Annotated in this window: 9 protein-coding genes and 1 pseudogene; 6 read left to right on the forward strand and 4 right to left on the reverse strand. The window is 73.8% G+C overall.

The window, feature by feature from the left end; all coding sequences use genetic code 11:
• Positions 1-41: 41 nt before the first annotated feature.
• Positions 42-1,625, forward strand: coding sequence for a hypothetical protein (locus ACYVGT_RS04725; protein ID WP_460855165.1), 1,584 nt, complete (start codon positions 42-44; stop codon positions 1,623-1,625).
• A gap of 100 nt (positions 1,626-1,725) precedes the next feature.
• Positions 1,726-4,998, forward strand: a complete 3,273-nt coding sequence (locus tag ACYVGT_RS04730; RefSeq protein WP_460855166.1) for a right-handed parallel beta-helix repeat-containing protein — start codon at positions 1,726-1,728, stop codon at positions 4,996-4,998.
• A gap of 119 nt (positions 4,999-5,117) precedes the next feature.
• Here the strand turns inward: ACYVGT_RS04730 and ACYVGT_RS04735 are convergent, their stop codons facing one another.
• A complete protein-coding gene (locus ACYVGT_RS04735; RefSeq protein ID WP_460855167.1) occupies positions 5,118-5,948 on the reverse strand; it encodes an arginase family protein in 831 nt (276 codons plus the stop codon).
• A gap of 9 nt (positions 5,949-5,957) precedes the next feature.
• Positions 5,958-7,208 (reverse strand): heparan-alpha-glucosaminide N-acetyltransferase domain-containing protein, encoded by a 1,251-nt coding sequence (locus ACYVGT_RS04740; protein ID WP_460855168.1) that lies wholly within the window; start codon positions 7,206-7,208, stop codon positions 5,958-5,960.
• A 1,065-nt stretch (positions 7,209-8,273) separates the two neighbouring features.
• Between ACYVGT_RS04740 and ACYVGT_RS04745 the strand changes: the two genes are divergently transcribed.
• Entirely contained in the window at positions 8,274-9,101 is an 828-nt protein-coding gene (locus ACYVGT_RS04745) for an arginase family protein (protein WP_460855169.1), read from the forward strand.
• Positions 9,102-9,130: 29 nt separating this feature from the next.
• Here the strand turns inward: ACYVGT_RS04745 and ACYVGT_RS04750 are convergent.
• Positions 9,131-9,274 (reverse strand): annotated as a pseudogene (locus ACYVGT_RS04750) (IS982 family transposase); the annotation flags it as partial.
• A 346-nt stretch (positions 9,275-9,620) separates the two neighbouring features.
• On the opposite strand from ACYVGT_RS04750, the gene ACYVGT_RS04755 reads away from it, so the two are divergent.
• A complete protein-coding gene (locus ACYVGT_RS04755) occupies positions 9,621-10,982 on the forward strand; it encodes a heparan-alpha-glucosaminide N-acetyltransferase domain-containing protein (protein WP_460855170.1) in 1,362 nt (453 codons plus the stop codon).
• Positions 10,983-11,222: 240 nt separating this feature from the next.
• Positions 11,223-12,245 (forward strand): tyrosine-type recombinase/integrase, encoded by a 1,023-nt coding sequence (locus ACYVGT_RS04760; RefSeq protein WP_460855171.1) that lies wholly within the window; start codon positions 11,223-11,225, stop codon positions 12,243-12,245.
• A 21-nt stretch (positions 12,246-12,266) separates the two neighbouring features.
• On the opposite strand, the gene ACYVGT_RS04765 is transcribed toward ACYVGT_RS04760, so the two are convergent.
• Complete coding sequence (locus ACYVGT_RS04765) at positions 12,267-12,893, reverse strand: TetR/AcrR family transcriptional regulator (protein ID WP_460855172.1); 627 nt, start codon at positions 12,891-12,893, stop codon at positions 12,267-12,269.
• Between the two features lie 267 nt (positions 12,894-13,160).
• On the opposite strand from ACYVGT_RS04765, the gene ACYVGT_RS04770 reads away from it, so the two are divergent.
• Entirely contained in the window at positions 13,161-14,120 is a 960-nt protein-coding gene (locus tag ACYVGT_RS04770; RefSeq protein WP_087096645.1) for a tyrosine-type recombinase/integrase, read from the forward strand.
• The last annotated feature ends 163 nt before the right edge of the window (positions 14,121-14,283 follow it).

Below are 14,283 nucleotides of genomic sequence, written 5' to 3' on the forward strand. Positions count from 1 at the left end.
TCACCCGAGCACCACCAGAGCTGGAAAGGACGCAGCAGACCATGACCGACAACACCGAGGCAGCGCGCGGGCCCGTGCGCCCCAGCCCCGTCCTCAGCTCGACGGGCAACGACGCACCCGCCGCCCCGGCAACGGGCACCGGCAGCATCGGGGCGCCCGCGGCCCCCGCCCCACCCTCGGCCGCCACCCCCCAGCCCCCTCCCGCCGCCGCAGCCGCCGCGACTGACACCGACACCGACACCGGGCGCGGGCGACGCGCCCTGCTCACCGCCCTGGCCCTGCGCAGCAGCGCCGCCAACGCACCGGGCGCCGCAGACACCGACGCCGACCGCCACCGCCCCGGCCGCCCCACCCTCGCCGTCGCAGGAATCGCCGGGCTGCTGCTCGTGGCCGCCCCCTTCGGCATGTCCGCCGCCCAGGAATACCGCGGCGCCGCCCCCCTGGACGGCGACACCGCATCCGGCACCACCCAGGACCACGCCTACGCCGGCTCAGACGGCGCCGCCCAGCCCCAGGCACCCGACACCGGAGCGGGCGCCGGCGCAGGAACCGGATCAGCCGGCGGCGCCGAAGGCTACGTCCCCCAGGTCCTGCCCGACAGCCCCGGCTCCGGAGACGGCGGCGGCCAGTCCGGCGAGCCCCGCGGCGAGGGCGGGGGAGGGGGCGACGGAGGCGGCGGCAACGGAACGCCCGTGCCCCCCGGCCCCACCGACGAAGACGAGGACGAAGACGGATCCGACGGCAGCGGCGGGGACGACAACGAGACCCCCACCCTGGAAATCGAACAGGGATCCTTCCTGGCCGGCCTGCTCAGCGACCGCGAGGAGCGCGAGGACCGCGAGAGCAGCAGCCGCGAATCCGGTAGCAGCACCGGCGACGGCGCGACCAGCCGCGACTCCGACACCGGGGACGAAGAATCCCGCGGCTCCGGCTCCAGCTCCGACGACACCCGCAGCGACGACAGCCGCTCCGACAGCCAGGACAGCAACGACAGCAACGACAGCGGCGGCGAAGGCAGCAAGAACGACAGCGGAAGCGGCCCCGAAACCCGCTCCGGCGGCACCCCGCAGGACGACAGCAGCGACACCGAAAAGAACCCGCCCGCCGACCAGCCCCAGACCCAGCAGAACCCCGAACCCGAGCCCTTCCGCGCCGTCGCCGGCCCCGGATGCACCTCCGAAGGCGCCCGCTACCAGGTCAACGGCGACAACGTCCGCCGCGACGGCCCCGCCGGCTACAACGGAGCCGGCTGCGACGACGCCTACGACGTCGCCCCCGTCAGCGGCGACCCCGGCAACAGCACCTCCGCCGCCCAATGGACCTTCTGGCCCGGCCGCCCCGGCGCCACCTGCACCGTCAAAATCCTCGTCCAGAACGGCGCCGAACCCCTCTGGGAGAACGGAATCCCCGCCCACTACGAAGTCTTCGACGCCGACAACAGCAACGGCAGCCCCCGCGGCGGCTTCGACGTCACCCGCCCCGACGGCGGCCGCTACTGGGCCATGACCGAACTCGAAGACGTCGGAGAATCGTTCACCCTGCGCACCACCAACGCCGCCGCCGACCCCGACGGCGGCGGAACCCCAGAACACCCCTACTCCGTCGTCGAGGCAGAGTGCAGCTAACCCCCTGACAGCACCCGAAGCACCCGCCCCTCCACGGGCGCAGCAGGACACGCCCGCGGACCACCCGGTCCGCGGGCCCAGAAAGGAATGACACCAGGCGATGAACCGTCACGTGCGCGCGGTCGACCCCTCCGGCGGAGCCGAGTTCCGCACCATCGGCGAAGCCCTCGCCGCCGCCGGCGACGGAGCCGTCCTCTCCCTAGCCCCCGGACGCTACGACGAACAGCTCGTCCTCACCCGCGTCGTCACCCTCCTCGCAGCCGACGGCCCCGGAACCGTCGAAATCCTCAGCTCCACCGGCAGCACCATCACCTCCATCGCCGAAGCCGTCAAACTCACCGGCCTCACCCTGCGCGGACGCGACACCGAAGCCCCCGTCATCGACTCCGCCGCCGGACAGGTCGAACTCGCCGACTGCGAAGTCGAAGGCGCCGCCTGGGCCGCCGTCCTCGCCCGCGACGACGGCGCCCTCGCCCTGCGCGGCTGCACCGTCCGCTGCACCGCCGGCGCCGGCATCGTCGTCACCTCACCCCACGGCAGCGTCATCGAAGACTGCCTCATCGAAGACATCGCCACCAGCGGCATCGTCATCAACGACAAAGGCGCCCCCCACGTCCGCCGCTGCACCGTCCGCGACGCCGGCGCCAACGGCATCTACGCCGCCGGCAGCGGCGCCGGCCACATCAGCGACTGCACCATCACCGGCACCGCCAAACCCGCCATCGTCCTCGACGAACACGCCGCCACCACCCTCAGCGACCTCACCGTCCGCAACGCCGCCGACGACGCCGTCGTCATCGCCACCCGCTCAGCCGTCCTCATCGACACCCTCACCATCGACAAAGCCAGCGGCCGCGGACTCGTCCTGCGCGCCGCCACCGACCCCCGCGTCGAACGCCTCCGCATCACCGCCACCACCGGCGCCGGAATCCGCACCGAAGACAAAGCCCGCGGCCTCATCCGCGACGGCGAGATCCGCAACAGCGGAGCCGAAGGCATCGACGTCGCCGGACGCTCCTCCACCTCCTTCAGCGGCCTCACCATCCACACCACCGCCGCCGCCGGAGTCCGCATCGCCGAAGACTCCACCGCCGAATTCGACCGCCTCACCACCGACAGCACCACCGGCCCCGGCATCGAGATCCTCTCCGGCGCCGCCCCCTTCCTCCGCAACACCACCGTCACCGCATCCCGCGCCCACGGCCTGCGCTGGGACGCCGCCGGCGGACGCCTCGAAGACACCGACATCACCGCCCCCCGCCGCACCGGCGTCCACGCCACCGGCGACACCCGCGCCTCACTCACCGGAATCCGCGTCATCGGCGCCCGCGAAAACGGAATCTCCGCCGCAGCCGGCGCCGTCCTCGACCTCCGCGACGGCGAAGCCGCCGAATGCGGCGGCGACGGCATCGCCGCCCACACCGACGGCGAAATCACCGCCCTGCGCATCCGCGCCCACACCAACACCCGCAACGGCGCCCTCATCGCCTCCGGCGGACGCGCCGTCCTGCGCTCCTGCGAACTCTTCGCCAACGGCGGCGACGGCATCCTCGTCGGCAGCGACGACGACGTCGTCGTCGACAGCTGCACCCTGCGCGAAAACGGCCGCGCCGGACTCCGCCAGACCGTCCCCGGCGACCGCATCCGCGCCGACGCCCTCATCAGCCACGACAACCACGCCGAAGACAGCTACGGACCCGACGCCGTCACCGCAGCACCCGCCACCGCACCCGCCGCCGACGACGACACCGAAGACGCCGGCCCCCTCGCCGAACTCGACGCCCTCATCGGCCTCGGCAACGTCAAAAACGAGGTCACCACCCTCGTCAACCGCACCAAGATGGCCCGCCACCGCGCCGAAATGGGCCTGCCCTCACCCCCCGTCGCCCGCCACCTCGTCTTCGCCGGCCCGCCCGGCACCGGCAAGACCACCGTCGCCCGCCTCTACGGCCGCATCCTCGCCGACCTCGACGTCCTGCGCTACGGCCACGTCGTCGAAACCGCCCGCGCCGACCTCGTCGGCCAATACGTCGGCGCCACCGCCATCAAAGCCACCGAAGTCTTCGAAAAGGCCCGCGGCGGCGTCCTCTTCATCGACGAGGCCTACACCCTCGCCGCCGACGACGGCGGCGGCTTCGGCCAGGAAGCCATCGACACCCTGGTCAAACTCATGGAAGACCACCGCGACGACGTCGTCGTCATCGTCGCCGGCTACGCCGCCGAAATGGACACCTTCCTCGACTCCAACCCCGGCCTCGCCTCCCGCTTCGCCCGCACCATCACCTTCCCCAACTACCAGCCCGACGAGCTCGTCGCCATCATCGAACGCCTCGGCGCCGACCACCACTACACCTTCACCGACGACCTGCACCCCCTGCTGCTCCGCCACTTCGACGCCCTGCCCAAAGGCCCCGCCTTCGGCAACGGCCGCGAAGCCCGCAAGGTCTTCGAAGAAATGGTCGACCGCCAGGCCCACCGCCTCGGCGAGAACCCGCCCGCCGACCCCGCCGAACTCACCGTCCTCACCCCCGAAGACCTCGGCACCGCCGCCGAGGACGCCACCGGCCCCGGCGACGACCTCGCCGCCCTGCGCGCCGAACTCGACACCCTCACCGGCCTCGCCGACGTCAAGACCACCGTCAACGACCTGGTCAACGTCCTGGTCTCCGCCGCGCGCCGCCGCGAACTCGGCATGCCCGCGCCCAGCCTCAGCCACCACCTCGTCTTCGCCGGCCCGCCCGGCACCGGCAAGACCACCGTCGCCCGCCTCTACGGCCGCCTGCTGCACTCCCTCGGCGTCCTGCCCAAGGGCCACACCGTCGAGGCCGCCCGATCCGACCTCGTCGGCCGCTACATCGGCCACACCGCCCAGCTCACCCTGGAGACCTTCGAAAAGGCCCGCGGCGGCGTCCTCTTCATCGACGAGGCCTACACCCTCACCCCCGTCGGCGCCAACGGCGACTTCGGCCAGGAAGCAGTGGACACCCTGGTGAAACTCATGGAAGACCACCGCGACGAAGTCGTCGTCATCGTCGCCGGCTACACCGCCGAAATGCAGCGCTTCCTCGACTCCAACCCCGGCCTCGCATCCCGCTTCGCCCACCACGTGCCCTTCGCCGACTACAGCGACGGCGAACTCGTCACCATCGTCGAATCCATGGCCGCCACCAGCGGATACACCCTGCCCGAAGACACCACCGACGCACTGCGGGCCCACTTCTCCGCCGTCCCGCGCACCGACTCCTTCGGCAACGCCCGCTACGCCCGCCAGGTCCTCGAACGCATGATCACCCGCCAAGCCGGCCGCACCATCGACCTCGCCGACCCCACCCGCGAGGACCTCACCCTGCTCACCCCGGCCGACGTGCCCTGACCGGCACCGCGCGGGCGGGGGAGCAGCAGCACCGCCCGCCCGCGCAGCCCACCGCAGCAGCGGCACACCGGCCCAGCCGGCACCGCGGACCAGGGGACCGGGGGAGGGCAGCGGCAGCCCTACTCCGCGGCCGCCCCGACCAGCCCCAGCGCACCCAGCAGCTCCGCCACCGCGCCCGGATCGTGCTCCACCACCGGCACGTACTCGCACACCCCCACGCCCACCACATCGTGGTGCGCCGCAATCACCGCCAAACACCGCGCCAGCGCCGCCACCGGGGGACCGCCCGGCTCCGGACACGCCACCGCACCCATCTCCGCCGGGTCGCACACATCCAGATCCAGATGCACATAGGCCGGCGAACCCGCCGCCCGCCCCGCGACCGCAGCACCCGGATCCGCCGCCACCAGCTCCGGCGGAACCGCAGCCACCCCCGCCGCCCGCACGAACCCCGCCTCACCCGGATCCAGCGAACGCACCCCCACCAGCGTCACCTCATCCGGCCGCAGCGGCGCCCCCTCCACCAGCCGCGGATGCCCCTCACCCAGCAGCACCCGCAGCGCCATCCCGTGCGCCCGCCCCGACGGCGACGACCCCGGCGTGTTCAGATCCGCGTGCGCATCCACCCAGTAGCAGGCCATCCCCGGATTGCGCCCGGCGAGATGGCGCACCACCGCAAGATCACTCGCGCAGTCCCCGCCCAGCGTCAGCGCCCGCCGCGGATCCCGCCGCCGCAGCCGCTCCGCCAGCAGCCGCTGCGTCTCCGCCACCGTCTCCAGGTTCACCACGCCGTCCACCACCGCGCGCGGCCCGTCCGCCACCGCAACGTGCAGCCGCCGCCCGCCCGCCGGCACCAGATGCGCCAGCGCCCCCGGACCGGCGGAAACGCGCACGTCGTCGCCCCCCTGCCACAACGGCACGACCAGATCGACGTCGCGGTGCCACACCATGGCCCAACCTTAGGCGCGCCCCCCGCCCCCCGCAGCGAATGCGCCCGCATCGCCCGAGTCCGGCAGCGGCCACCCCGCGCCGCCGCGCACCGCCCCCGGACCGGGAACCGCCCGGCGCACCACCGCCGACACCGCTCCCTCCAGCGGCCCCCGGCCCCGCCAGCGCCGCCACGCGAACGCCCCCGCAACCGCCGCAGCCGCAAACACCTCGGCCCACACCGGCCACTGGGCCACCCCCGCACCGCGCACCGCCCAGATCCCCAGAACATGGACCGCATACACCGTCAGCGACAGCGCCCCCACCGCAGCCAGCGGCGCCGACGCCCGCGGCCACCGATCCGCCGCGAACAGGCACACCCCCACCGCCGCCACCGCAACACCGCCCGATCCCACCAGCTCGAACACCGTCCCGCTGTGCGGTACCGCCGTCGCCAGCCACCAGCCCGACTCCACCGGCACCGCCCCGTGCAGATACGGCCGCGCGCCGACGGCGTCCGCCACCGGGCCCGGCGCCACCGCCAGCACCAGAGCCGAACCCCCGTACCCCGCCGCCGCACACACCAGCCCGCCGGCCACCGCCGCCAGCCGCACCCGGGCCCGCGCCAGATCGCACCGCCCCAGTGCCAGCCCCGCCAGCACGTACGGCAGAAACGCCGCCGCCGGGAACATCCCGGTGAACAGGAAACCGCCCACCGGACCCGCCGCCAGCAGCGCCGCAGCCGACTCCGCCCCCGCACCCGAGGCCCACGCCCGCACCCCGAACGACACCGCGGGCAGCAGCACGGCGCCCGCAGCCGCGGCCCCGGCCACCACACCGGGCCCCGCCCCGAGCAGCGGCAGCGCCAGCAGCAGGAACCCGCCGTAATGGGCGATGATCACCGCAACCGGGGTGTCCAGGGCGATCAGCGACCACCCCACCGTGACCAGCACGGCGGCGCGCACCGCGATCCGCCGGCGCGCCCGCGCCAGATCCGCTCCTGCCGGGCGGCGCGTCCGGCCGCTCAGCAGCGCCAGCGCCACCCCGGCCAGCACCGCGAAGAGCGCCGAGGAGCGCCCGTGCGCCGCCGCCTCCACAACCGAGCCCGTCCGCGGGAACACAGCCGCCAGCGGCGCCCCCAGGTGCACGGTGAACATCGCCAGGACCGCCACCGCCCGCGCCAGGTCGAGCCCGTGCAGCCGGGAACTCCGGCGCGCCGGCGGCGGGCAGGCGGGGGAGAGGGGGCCCGGTGCAGCGGCGGGCGGCGCGGCGGTGGCGGTCACGATCGGCCCTTCCGGCCGCCGCCGGGGCCGACCGCCCCGGGTCAGAGGCGGCGATGGCAGCGGCGCGGCCACGGAACATCCCAAACGTACGCAAGTGCGACATAAAGGATATGCAATGCGCCGTCCAGGCGGCCCGACCGCATGCACCGCAGCAAACCCCGGCAGGGGAGCGGCGGCCGCTCCGGAGGCTCCAGCAGGGGAGAGCCCCCGCGACCCGGCGCAGTACCCTCCGCGCCCGCACCGACCGACTCGGCCGAAGCCGCGACCCTCATCCGCTTCGACCGCGCCGCCCACCGCCTGTCGGCAGGGGAGAGGCCTGCCGACGTCGCCGCCGGCTCCGGCTACGCCGGCCCGTCGCACCTGCACCGCGCCGCACGGCCTGCGCGGATGCAATCCCTGCACCGCGGCCAGCGAGCCGATCCTCGCGGTCGACGGCATCGCCTGGGCCGCGCCCCAGGCGCCGGTCAGCACGCAGACCGCAGGTGAGCGAAGGAAGGCCGCTGCGAATGCGCCCAAGCCGGAAGCGAAGCGGCGGCACGCAGCGCGCACATCGGAGCCAGAGCCACCGGCGCGGGCGGGACGGCGGTGCGTGCGCCAGCAGAACCGCCGACGCCGCGCAGATCCGCAGCGGCACGCGCAGCGGAGAGACAGAAACGGGGGGAGGCAGCCAGAGGTCCGGACCCCCTCTCGGACTCCCCAACTTGACATAATATTGATTATCGGCGCATCTGACTGCCGGGCCGAGAGGGGTCGAACACCCGCTGCGCACGCCGTCGCGCACGGCGGACGCCGACATTTCGCGCCCAGGCCGCGCCCGCGGCTGCCGGGCCGCCCCATGCGCCGGACACCCGCCGCCGAGCGAACGCCGTGCCGGCAGCCGCTGAACCGCCCGGCGCCGCCGAGTTCCGGCATCTGCGCAGTCAGCGGCGGCGCGCTGCCACGGCGAGCGAGATTTCCGCGGGCCATCCCTCCAGTACACGCACGCAAAACCCCGGCACCCGCCTTCGGTGCACGCCGCCGGACACTGCAGTTCAGCGGTGCCATTCCGGACGCTACGATCCCCGCATGGCACCCCCACCTCCCGCAGAGCCGCTGGCCCTGACACGGTTCGCCGGGCGCATCGCCGACCGCAACGACCGCGCCATGGCCGGATCGGCCGTCCTCACCGGCGTACTGGCCCAGCGGCTCGGCACTGGGCCCCGCACCATCGGAACCCCGCGTCCCGCGCTGAGCGCCGGCTGGCACGCGGAGCTCGCCGGTGCAGCGGAGGAACTGCGGACGCTGCGCGACCATCTCGACGCACTCCTGCAGGGCGGCCGGACGCCGGTCACCGCATCCAGCCGCTGCGCCGCGTCGGTGGCCACCGTCCCGCCCGTCGCGGCCCGCCGGCCCGACGCCGCCGTCGTCTGGTTCGACGCCCATGCCGACCTCAACACGCCGGCAGAGAGCGCGACCGGATTCCTCGGCGGCATGGCGCTGGCCGCGCCGCTGGGCCGGTGGGACTCCGGCCTGGGCGCCGGGCTCGCTGCCGGCAGCACCCTCCTCGCCGGAGCACGCGACATCGACCCCGCCGAGCAGCGCCGCATCGACTCCGGCGCCCTGACCGCCGTGCCGCCGGGGCCGGACCTGCCCGAGCGGCTTCGCGCGGCTGCCGCCGGCCGCCCGGTGTATGTGCACATCGACTGCGACGTCCTGGACGCTCCCGCTGCGCCCGGGGGCCTGAGCGCCGACGAGCTCAGCGCCGCGCTGGCAGCCCTTGCCGACGGCGGGTTCGCCGGCATCGAGATCGCCGAGTTCGAGGCGGCCGGCGATCCCGCTGCGACGTACGCCGCTGCGGAGCGGCTGGTGGCAGCGTGCGAGCCGGTCTGGACGGCGCTGTCCCCGCGGGGCTAGGGCGTGTTGGGCGGCGTTCTGCGTCCTGGTCAGTAGTCGCAGGCGGTCAGTGATCGCTTGGCCGGGGCGCCGTTCAGCCTGTTCTGCCGGATCGCGGCGCTGAGCGCGCAGATGCGCTGGCAGACCCGCGCCCGCAGCCCTTCGGCGGTGCGGGCGTTGTGCCGCCGAGCTCCATCCCGACCCCGGCGCGGCCTGCTGGACGTGCAGCAGGCGCAGGGCCTGTATGAGGCGGGAGCGCCTCCCCGATCCCGCGGCGGCCACGCCCACGGGCCGGCCAGCTTTCGGCAAAGTTTCATGCATAAAGTGCGTTATGCACGAAACGGGATGAAACGCCCATACGGAGCATCGGCTCCGAATGCGGCGACCGGACCGGTGCGATCACCGCTCCTCCCGCCGGCCCCGACGCCTGGACGCCCCCTTCCGTTGGCAGGGTCCGCGCGGGCGGCCACTCCCCGGCCACAAGCGGTCACAACCGCCCATCCCCCTGTATTCCGCCGCCCGGGGCGCGATGCTCGAAGGGTGTGGAACAGCACCGGCCCCTCCCCTCGCGACACCGATACCGCAGTGGGCGGCGGGCACTCCGACCCTCCGGACCCGCCCGAGCCCGCTGCCTCCGCAGCGCGCCCTGAAGCGCGTGCGGCCCCTGCCGACAGCGCCGCTCCCCCGGCGGGACGGCCGCGCGGCGGCGCGCCCGCCGACCGCCTCGCCGGCATCGACGTGGCGCGCGGCATCGCCGTGCTGGGGATGTTCGTCGTACACGTGGGCCTGGGCTGGACCCTCGCCTCCGGCGAGAACGCCCTCTACGGCCTGGCCTCGGGCCGTTCGGCGGCGCTGTTCGCCCTGCTGGCCGGGGTCTCCATCGCGCTGCTGTCCGGCGGGTCCGCGCCTAAGGAGGGCAAGGACATGGGGGTGGCGCTGTGGCGGGTGGTCATCCGCGGGCTGATCATGCTGCCGGTCGGCACTCTGCTGACGATGCTGGGCACGCCGGTGTCGGTCATCCTCGCCTATTACGCGGTGTTCTTCGTGCTGGCGGCGCCGCTGATGAGCGAGCGGTGGAAGATCGTCGCCGGAGCGGCGGCGGTCCTGGGCTTGCTGGGCCCGGTTGCGTCGTTCGCGGTGCGCCGCCTGATCGACGACGGCCCGCTGCGCGCGCCGGTCAGCGCGATCAACTCGGTCGACCCGTTCGTGGCCTGGGCCAACGACGGCTTCGTGAACTTCCTGCTCACCGGGGCCTACCCGGCGATCACCTGGATGCCGTTCGTCCTCGCCGGGCTGGCGATCGGCCGGCTGCGGCTGCGCAGCGCCCGCGTGCAGTGGGCGCTGGTGGGCGTGGGCACGGCCCTGGCGGCTGCCGCCTACACCGCCTCGTGGGCGGCGCTGGAGCTGCTGGGCGGGCGGGCGCGGCTGGAGGCCGCGGTCACGCCGGAGGCGATGGAGGGCTACGGCGGTGCGTCCTCGCTCAGCGAGGCGCTGACGGTGGGCTTCCCCGGGACGGTTCCGGTGAACGACTGGGCGTGGCTGCTGGTGTCGGCCGGGCACAGCGGGACACCGTTCGAGGTGTTCGGTGCCGGCGGCATCGGGATCGCGGTACTGGGGCTGTGCCTGATCATCGCACCCTATCTGCGGTGGGTGCTCTATCCGGTGGGGGCGGTGGGTGCGCTGGCGCTGACCACCTATGTCGGACACATCCTGGTGATCTGGCTGGCCGAGTCGGGGCTGGTGGCGGGCACACCGCTGGCGTTCGTGGAGAACCAGCTGGCGGTGACGGTGCTGGTGGGCTGCCTGGTGTTTGCCACGGTGTGGCGGCTGCTGGTGCGGCGGGGTCCGCTGGAGGGGCCGCTGCACGTGGTGTCGATGTGGGCGGCACGCCGCATTCCGTGACCCTCTCCCCCGGTCCTGTCCGCCGGTTGCCTCCGCCTGCAGCGGGCGCGCGGGGCGCGCCGGTGCTGTGCCCGGGTGTTTCGGACTACCTCTCCCCTGCTGCTGCGGCGGGTTGGATGCCGGTGCGCTTGTCGGGTTCGAACAGTGCCCGGCATGCTGTTCGAACGCGGGTTCGGCGCAGCGCCGGTTCCGCGGTCGGCCGCCGGGGTGCGGCGGGCCTGCATCGGGGAGGCTGGGGGCATGAGCGGAGTGGGTGCTGGGCTGGCTGCGGAGGCGGCCGTGGCGGAGTATCTGGTGGCGCGGCAGGCGGCGAAGCCGTCGCCGCACACGCTGGCGGCCTACGGGCGGGATCTGCGCACGGTGCTGGGGTATGCGGCGGCTGCGCGGGAGTGCGCGTCCGGCGAGCTGGCGCTGGCGGATCTGGATGCGGGGCTGCTGCGGCGGGCGTTCGCGGGGTTCGCCGCGGAGCGTGCGCCGTCGAGTGTGGTGCGGGCGTGGTCGACGTGGAACGGGTTCTTCGGGTTCTGGGTGGCCGAAGGTGCGGTTGAGGGCAATCCGATGCAGGCGGTGCAGCGGCCGCGGATGCGGCAGGGCGAGCCGAAGCCGCTGATGGGCGAGGACACGCCGGAGCGGCTGCTGGAGGCGCTGGCGGCGGGGTGCCGGCGGGCGCGCGATCCGTGGCCGGAGCGGGATCTGGCGGTGGTGGCACTGGCGCTGCTGACGGGGCTGCGGTCGGCGGAGATGCTGGCGCTGCGGGTGGATTCGCTGGGCGGGCGCGCGGGTGAGCGGCGGCTGCGGGTGGTGGGCAAGGGCGGCCGGGTGCGGTCGCTGCCGATCGAGGCGCCGCTGGAGGCGCTGATCGGGGTGTATCTGGAGTCGCGGGAGGCACGGTTCGGGCGCGCGGTTGCGGGCGGGGATGCGCTGCTGGTGGACAACCGCGGTGCGGGGCTGCGCCGGGGCGGCCTGCAGTATCTGGTGCAGCAGTGCTACCGGCACGCGGGGGTGCACGACCGGGTGGCGCGGGGGACGCTGGTGCATGCGCTGCGGCATACCTTTGCGACGCGGTTGGCGGAGGACGGTGCGTCGGTGAGCGAGATCATGCGGCTGCTGGGGCATTCCTCGATCACGTCGTCGCAGTCCTATATCGATGTGACGGCGTCGGCGCAGCGGGAGGCGGCGCGGTCGAACCGGACGTATGGCGTCCTGCGGCGGCTGTCGGAGCCGGCGGACGGTGATGCCGACGGGGCGGTGGCGGCGCGGTAGCGGAGCGGGGCCGGCTGCGCCCTATCCGGGTTCGGTCCGGCTGCGGGGGGCGAAGGCGCGGAGTGCGGTGTCGACGAGCGCGTCGGCGTAGGCGGCGGTGAGCGGGCCGCTGCGCAGCAGCCAGCGCTGGAAGAGCGGGGCGTAGAGGACCTCGAGGACGAGGTCGAGGTCGGCGCCGGGGTCGAGCTGGCCGGCTTCCTGAGCGCTGCGCAGGCGGTCTTTCTTGGATTCGTCGAGCGGGTCGGCGAGTTTCTCCTTGTACTGGGCGGCGAGGGCGGGGTCGTTGGCGGTCTCGGTGGTGAGGGCGCGGATGAGCCGGTCGGTGGCGGGGTCGGCGAATTCTTCGGCGGTGGCGCGCAGGACGTGTTTGAGGTCGGCTTCGAGGTCGCCGGTGTCGGGCAGGGCGGTGGATCGGCTGCCGGCGTCTTCGCTGAGGGCGAGGAAGGCGGCGAAGACGACGGCGCTCTTGGAGGGCCAGCGGCGGTAGATGGTCTGCTTGCCGACGCCGGCGCGGGCGGCGATGGCTTCGATGGTGACCCTGTCGTAGTGCTCTTCGGCGACGAGGGCGCGGGTGGCGGTGAAGATGGCCTGGCGGGAGCGCTCTTTGCGGTGGGAGTGGTCGGGGCCGGCGGCGGGTGGGGAGGGCATGGGGACACCCTACCGGATGGAGAACGAGACGGTTCGTATTGTTTTTTGCGCGGGGGCACCCTAGGCCCAGTTCTCCCGAAGGCCCGGCAACAGGACAAGTAACCCGCGAGTAACTTAGTCGACGTTCGCAGCGGGTGTCGTACTTCTGGAAACTAGTGTTCCCGGAATTAGACTGGCCGGGTGACTTCTGGAAACACAGCTTCCTCCGCTGAACAGGCTACTGATTCGACTTCTGGAAACACACAAACCGGGCGGCCGCGCCGAACCGTGGCGCTGCCCGGCGACCTGGACGCCGAACGCGCGGCCTTCGCCGAGAGACTGGCCTCGGCGACCGACCTGGGCGCGGCCACCCGCGACAAGTACCGGCGCAACGTCGGCTACTTCCTGGCCTGGCTCGCCGACGCGCGCGAGGCCGGCGCGCTGGACGGAGACCCGCTCACCGATGCGACCGCGCGGGACTGGGCGGTGCGCGACTGGCGGCGCACCCTGAAGAACACCCGCACCCGCGCGGGCGCTCGCCTGTCGGCGGCCACGATCAACAACCGCCTGGCCGCGCTGGATGCCTTCTTCGCCCTGCGCGGTTCAGGGCGCCCCGAGGTGGTGCGCGAGCACTTGGCCCGTCCCAGCGCCCCACGGGCTCTGGATGGGCGGGCCAAGCTGCGGTTCCTGCGCACCGTGGCCCGGGACGCCTCGGTGCGCGACCGGGTGATCTGCCACCTGGCCTACTATGCCGGGCTGCGGGTCGCCGAGATCGTCGCCCTGGACGTGGCCGATCTGCGGCTGTCGGCGCGCAAGGGCACGGTGCGGGTGCGCGGCAAGGGACGCCTGGGCGGCAAGGACCGCACGGTGCCGCTGCACTCCGAGGTGCGCTCCTCGCTGGAGCGGCTGTTGGACGAGCTCGGCCGCCCCGGCGCGGGGCCGCTGGTGCGCAACCGCGACGGGGGGCGGTTGTCGACCCGGGCGGCCGCCGCGGCGGTCACCGCGCTGGGCGCGGCGGCGGGGATCGGGCCGGACGATGACGGCGAGGCGTTCGGACCGCACGTGCTGCGCCACACCTTCGGCACCGACCTGGTGCGCGGCCGCGGCGATCTGGCGCGCGATCCGGTGGACCTGGTGACGGTCGCCGAACTGATGGGGCACGCCGACATCAACACCACCCGCCGCTATGCCCTACCCACCGAAGCCGACAAAGCCACAGCCCTGGAGGCGCTCACCATCGACCGGTGAGCGGCCGGAGGCCTACCGCTAAATCCTGTAGTAATCCTCTCGACCCCCATCTGTGACCTCAGGTCGGGTCGCCCGGGGGTGAGATTCCCCCGGGCGACCCGACCTCAGACCGCTCCCGAAGCTACTCACGGGTTACTTTGCCCCTCGCCGTAGCTTCGGGAGA

The sequence above is a fragment of the Nocardiopsis coralliicola genome (assembly GCF_054779695.1).

What these genes read in the sequence shown, in the direction of transcription:
- ACYVGT_RS04735 (WP_460855167.1), bottom strand. Translation starts at nt 5,948, where the DNA reads ATGGTGTGGCACCGCGACGTCGATCTGGTCGTGCCGTTGTGGCAGGGG.
- ACYVGT_RS04765 (WP_460855172.1), bottom strand. Translation starts at nt 12,893, where the DNA reads ATGCCCTCCCCACCCGCCGCCGGCCCCGACCACTCCCACCGCAAAGAG.
- ACYVGT_RS04760 (WP_460855171.1), top strand. Translation starts at nt 11,223, where the DNA reads ATGAGCGGAGTGGGTGCTGGGCTGGCTGCGGAGGCGGCCGTGGCGGAG.
- ACYVGT_RS04745 (WP_460855169.1), top strand. Translation starts at nt 8,274, where the DNA reads ATGGCACCCCCACCTCCCGCAGAGCCGCTGGCCCTGACACGGTTCGCC.
- ACYVGT_RS04725 (WP_460855165.1), top strand. Translation starts at nt 42, where the DNA reads ATGACCGACAACACCGAGGCAGCGCGCGGGCCCGTGCGCCCCAGCCCC.
- ACYVGT_RS04730 (WP_460855166.1), top strand. Translation starts at nt 1,726, where the DNA reads ATGAACCGTCACGTGCGCGCGGTCGACCCCTCCGGCGGAGCCGAGTTC.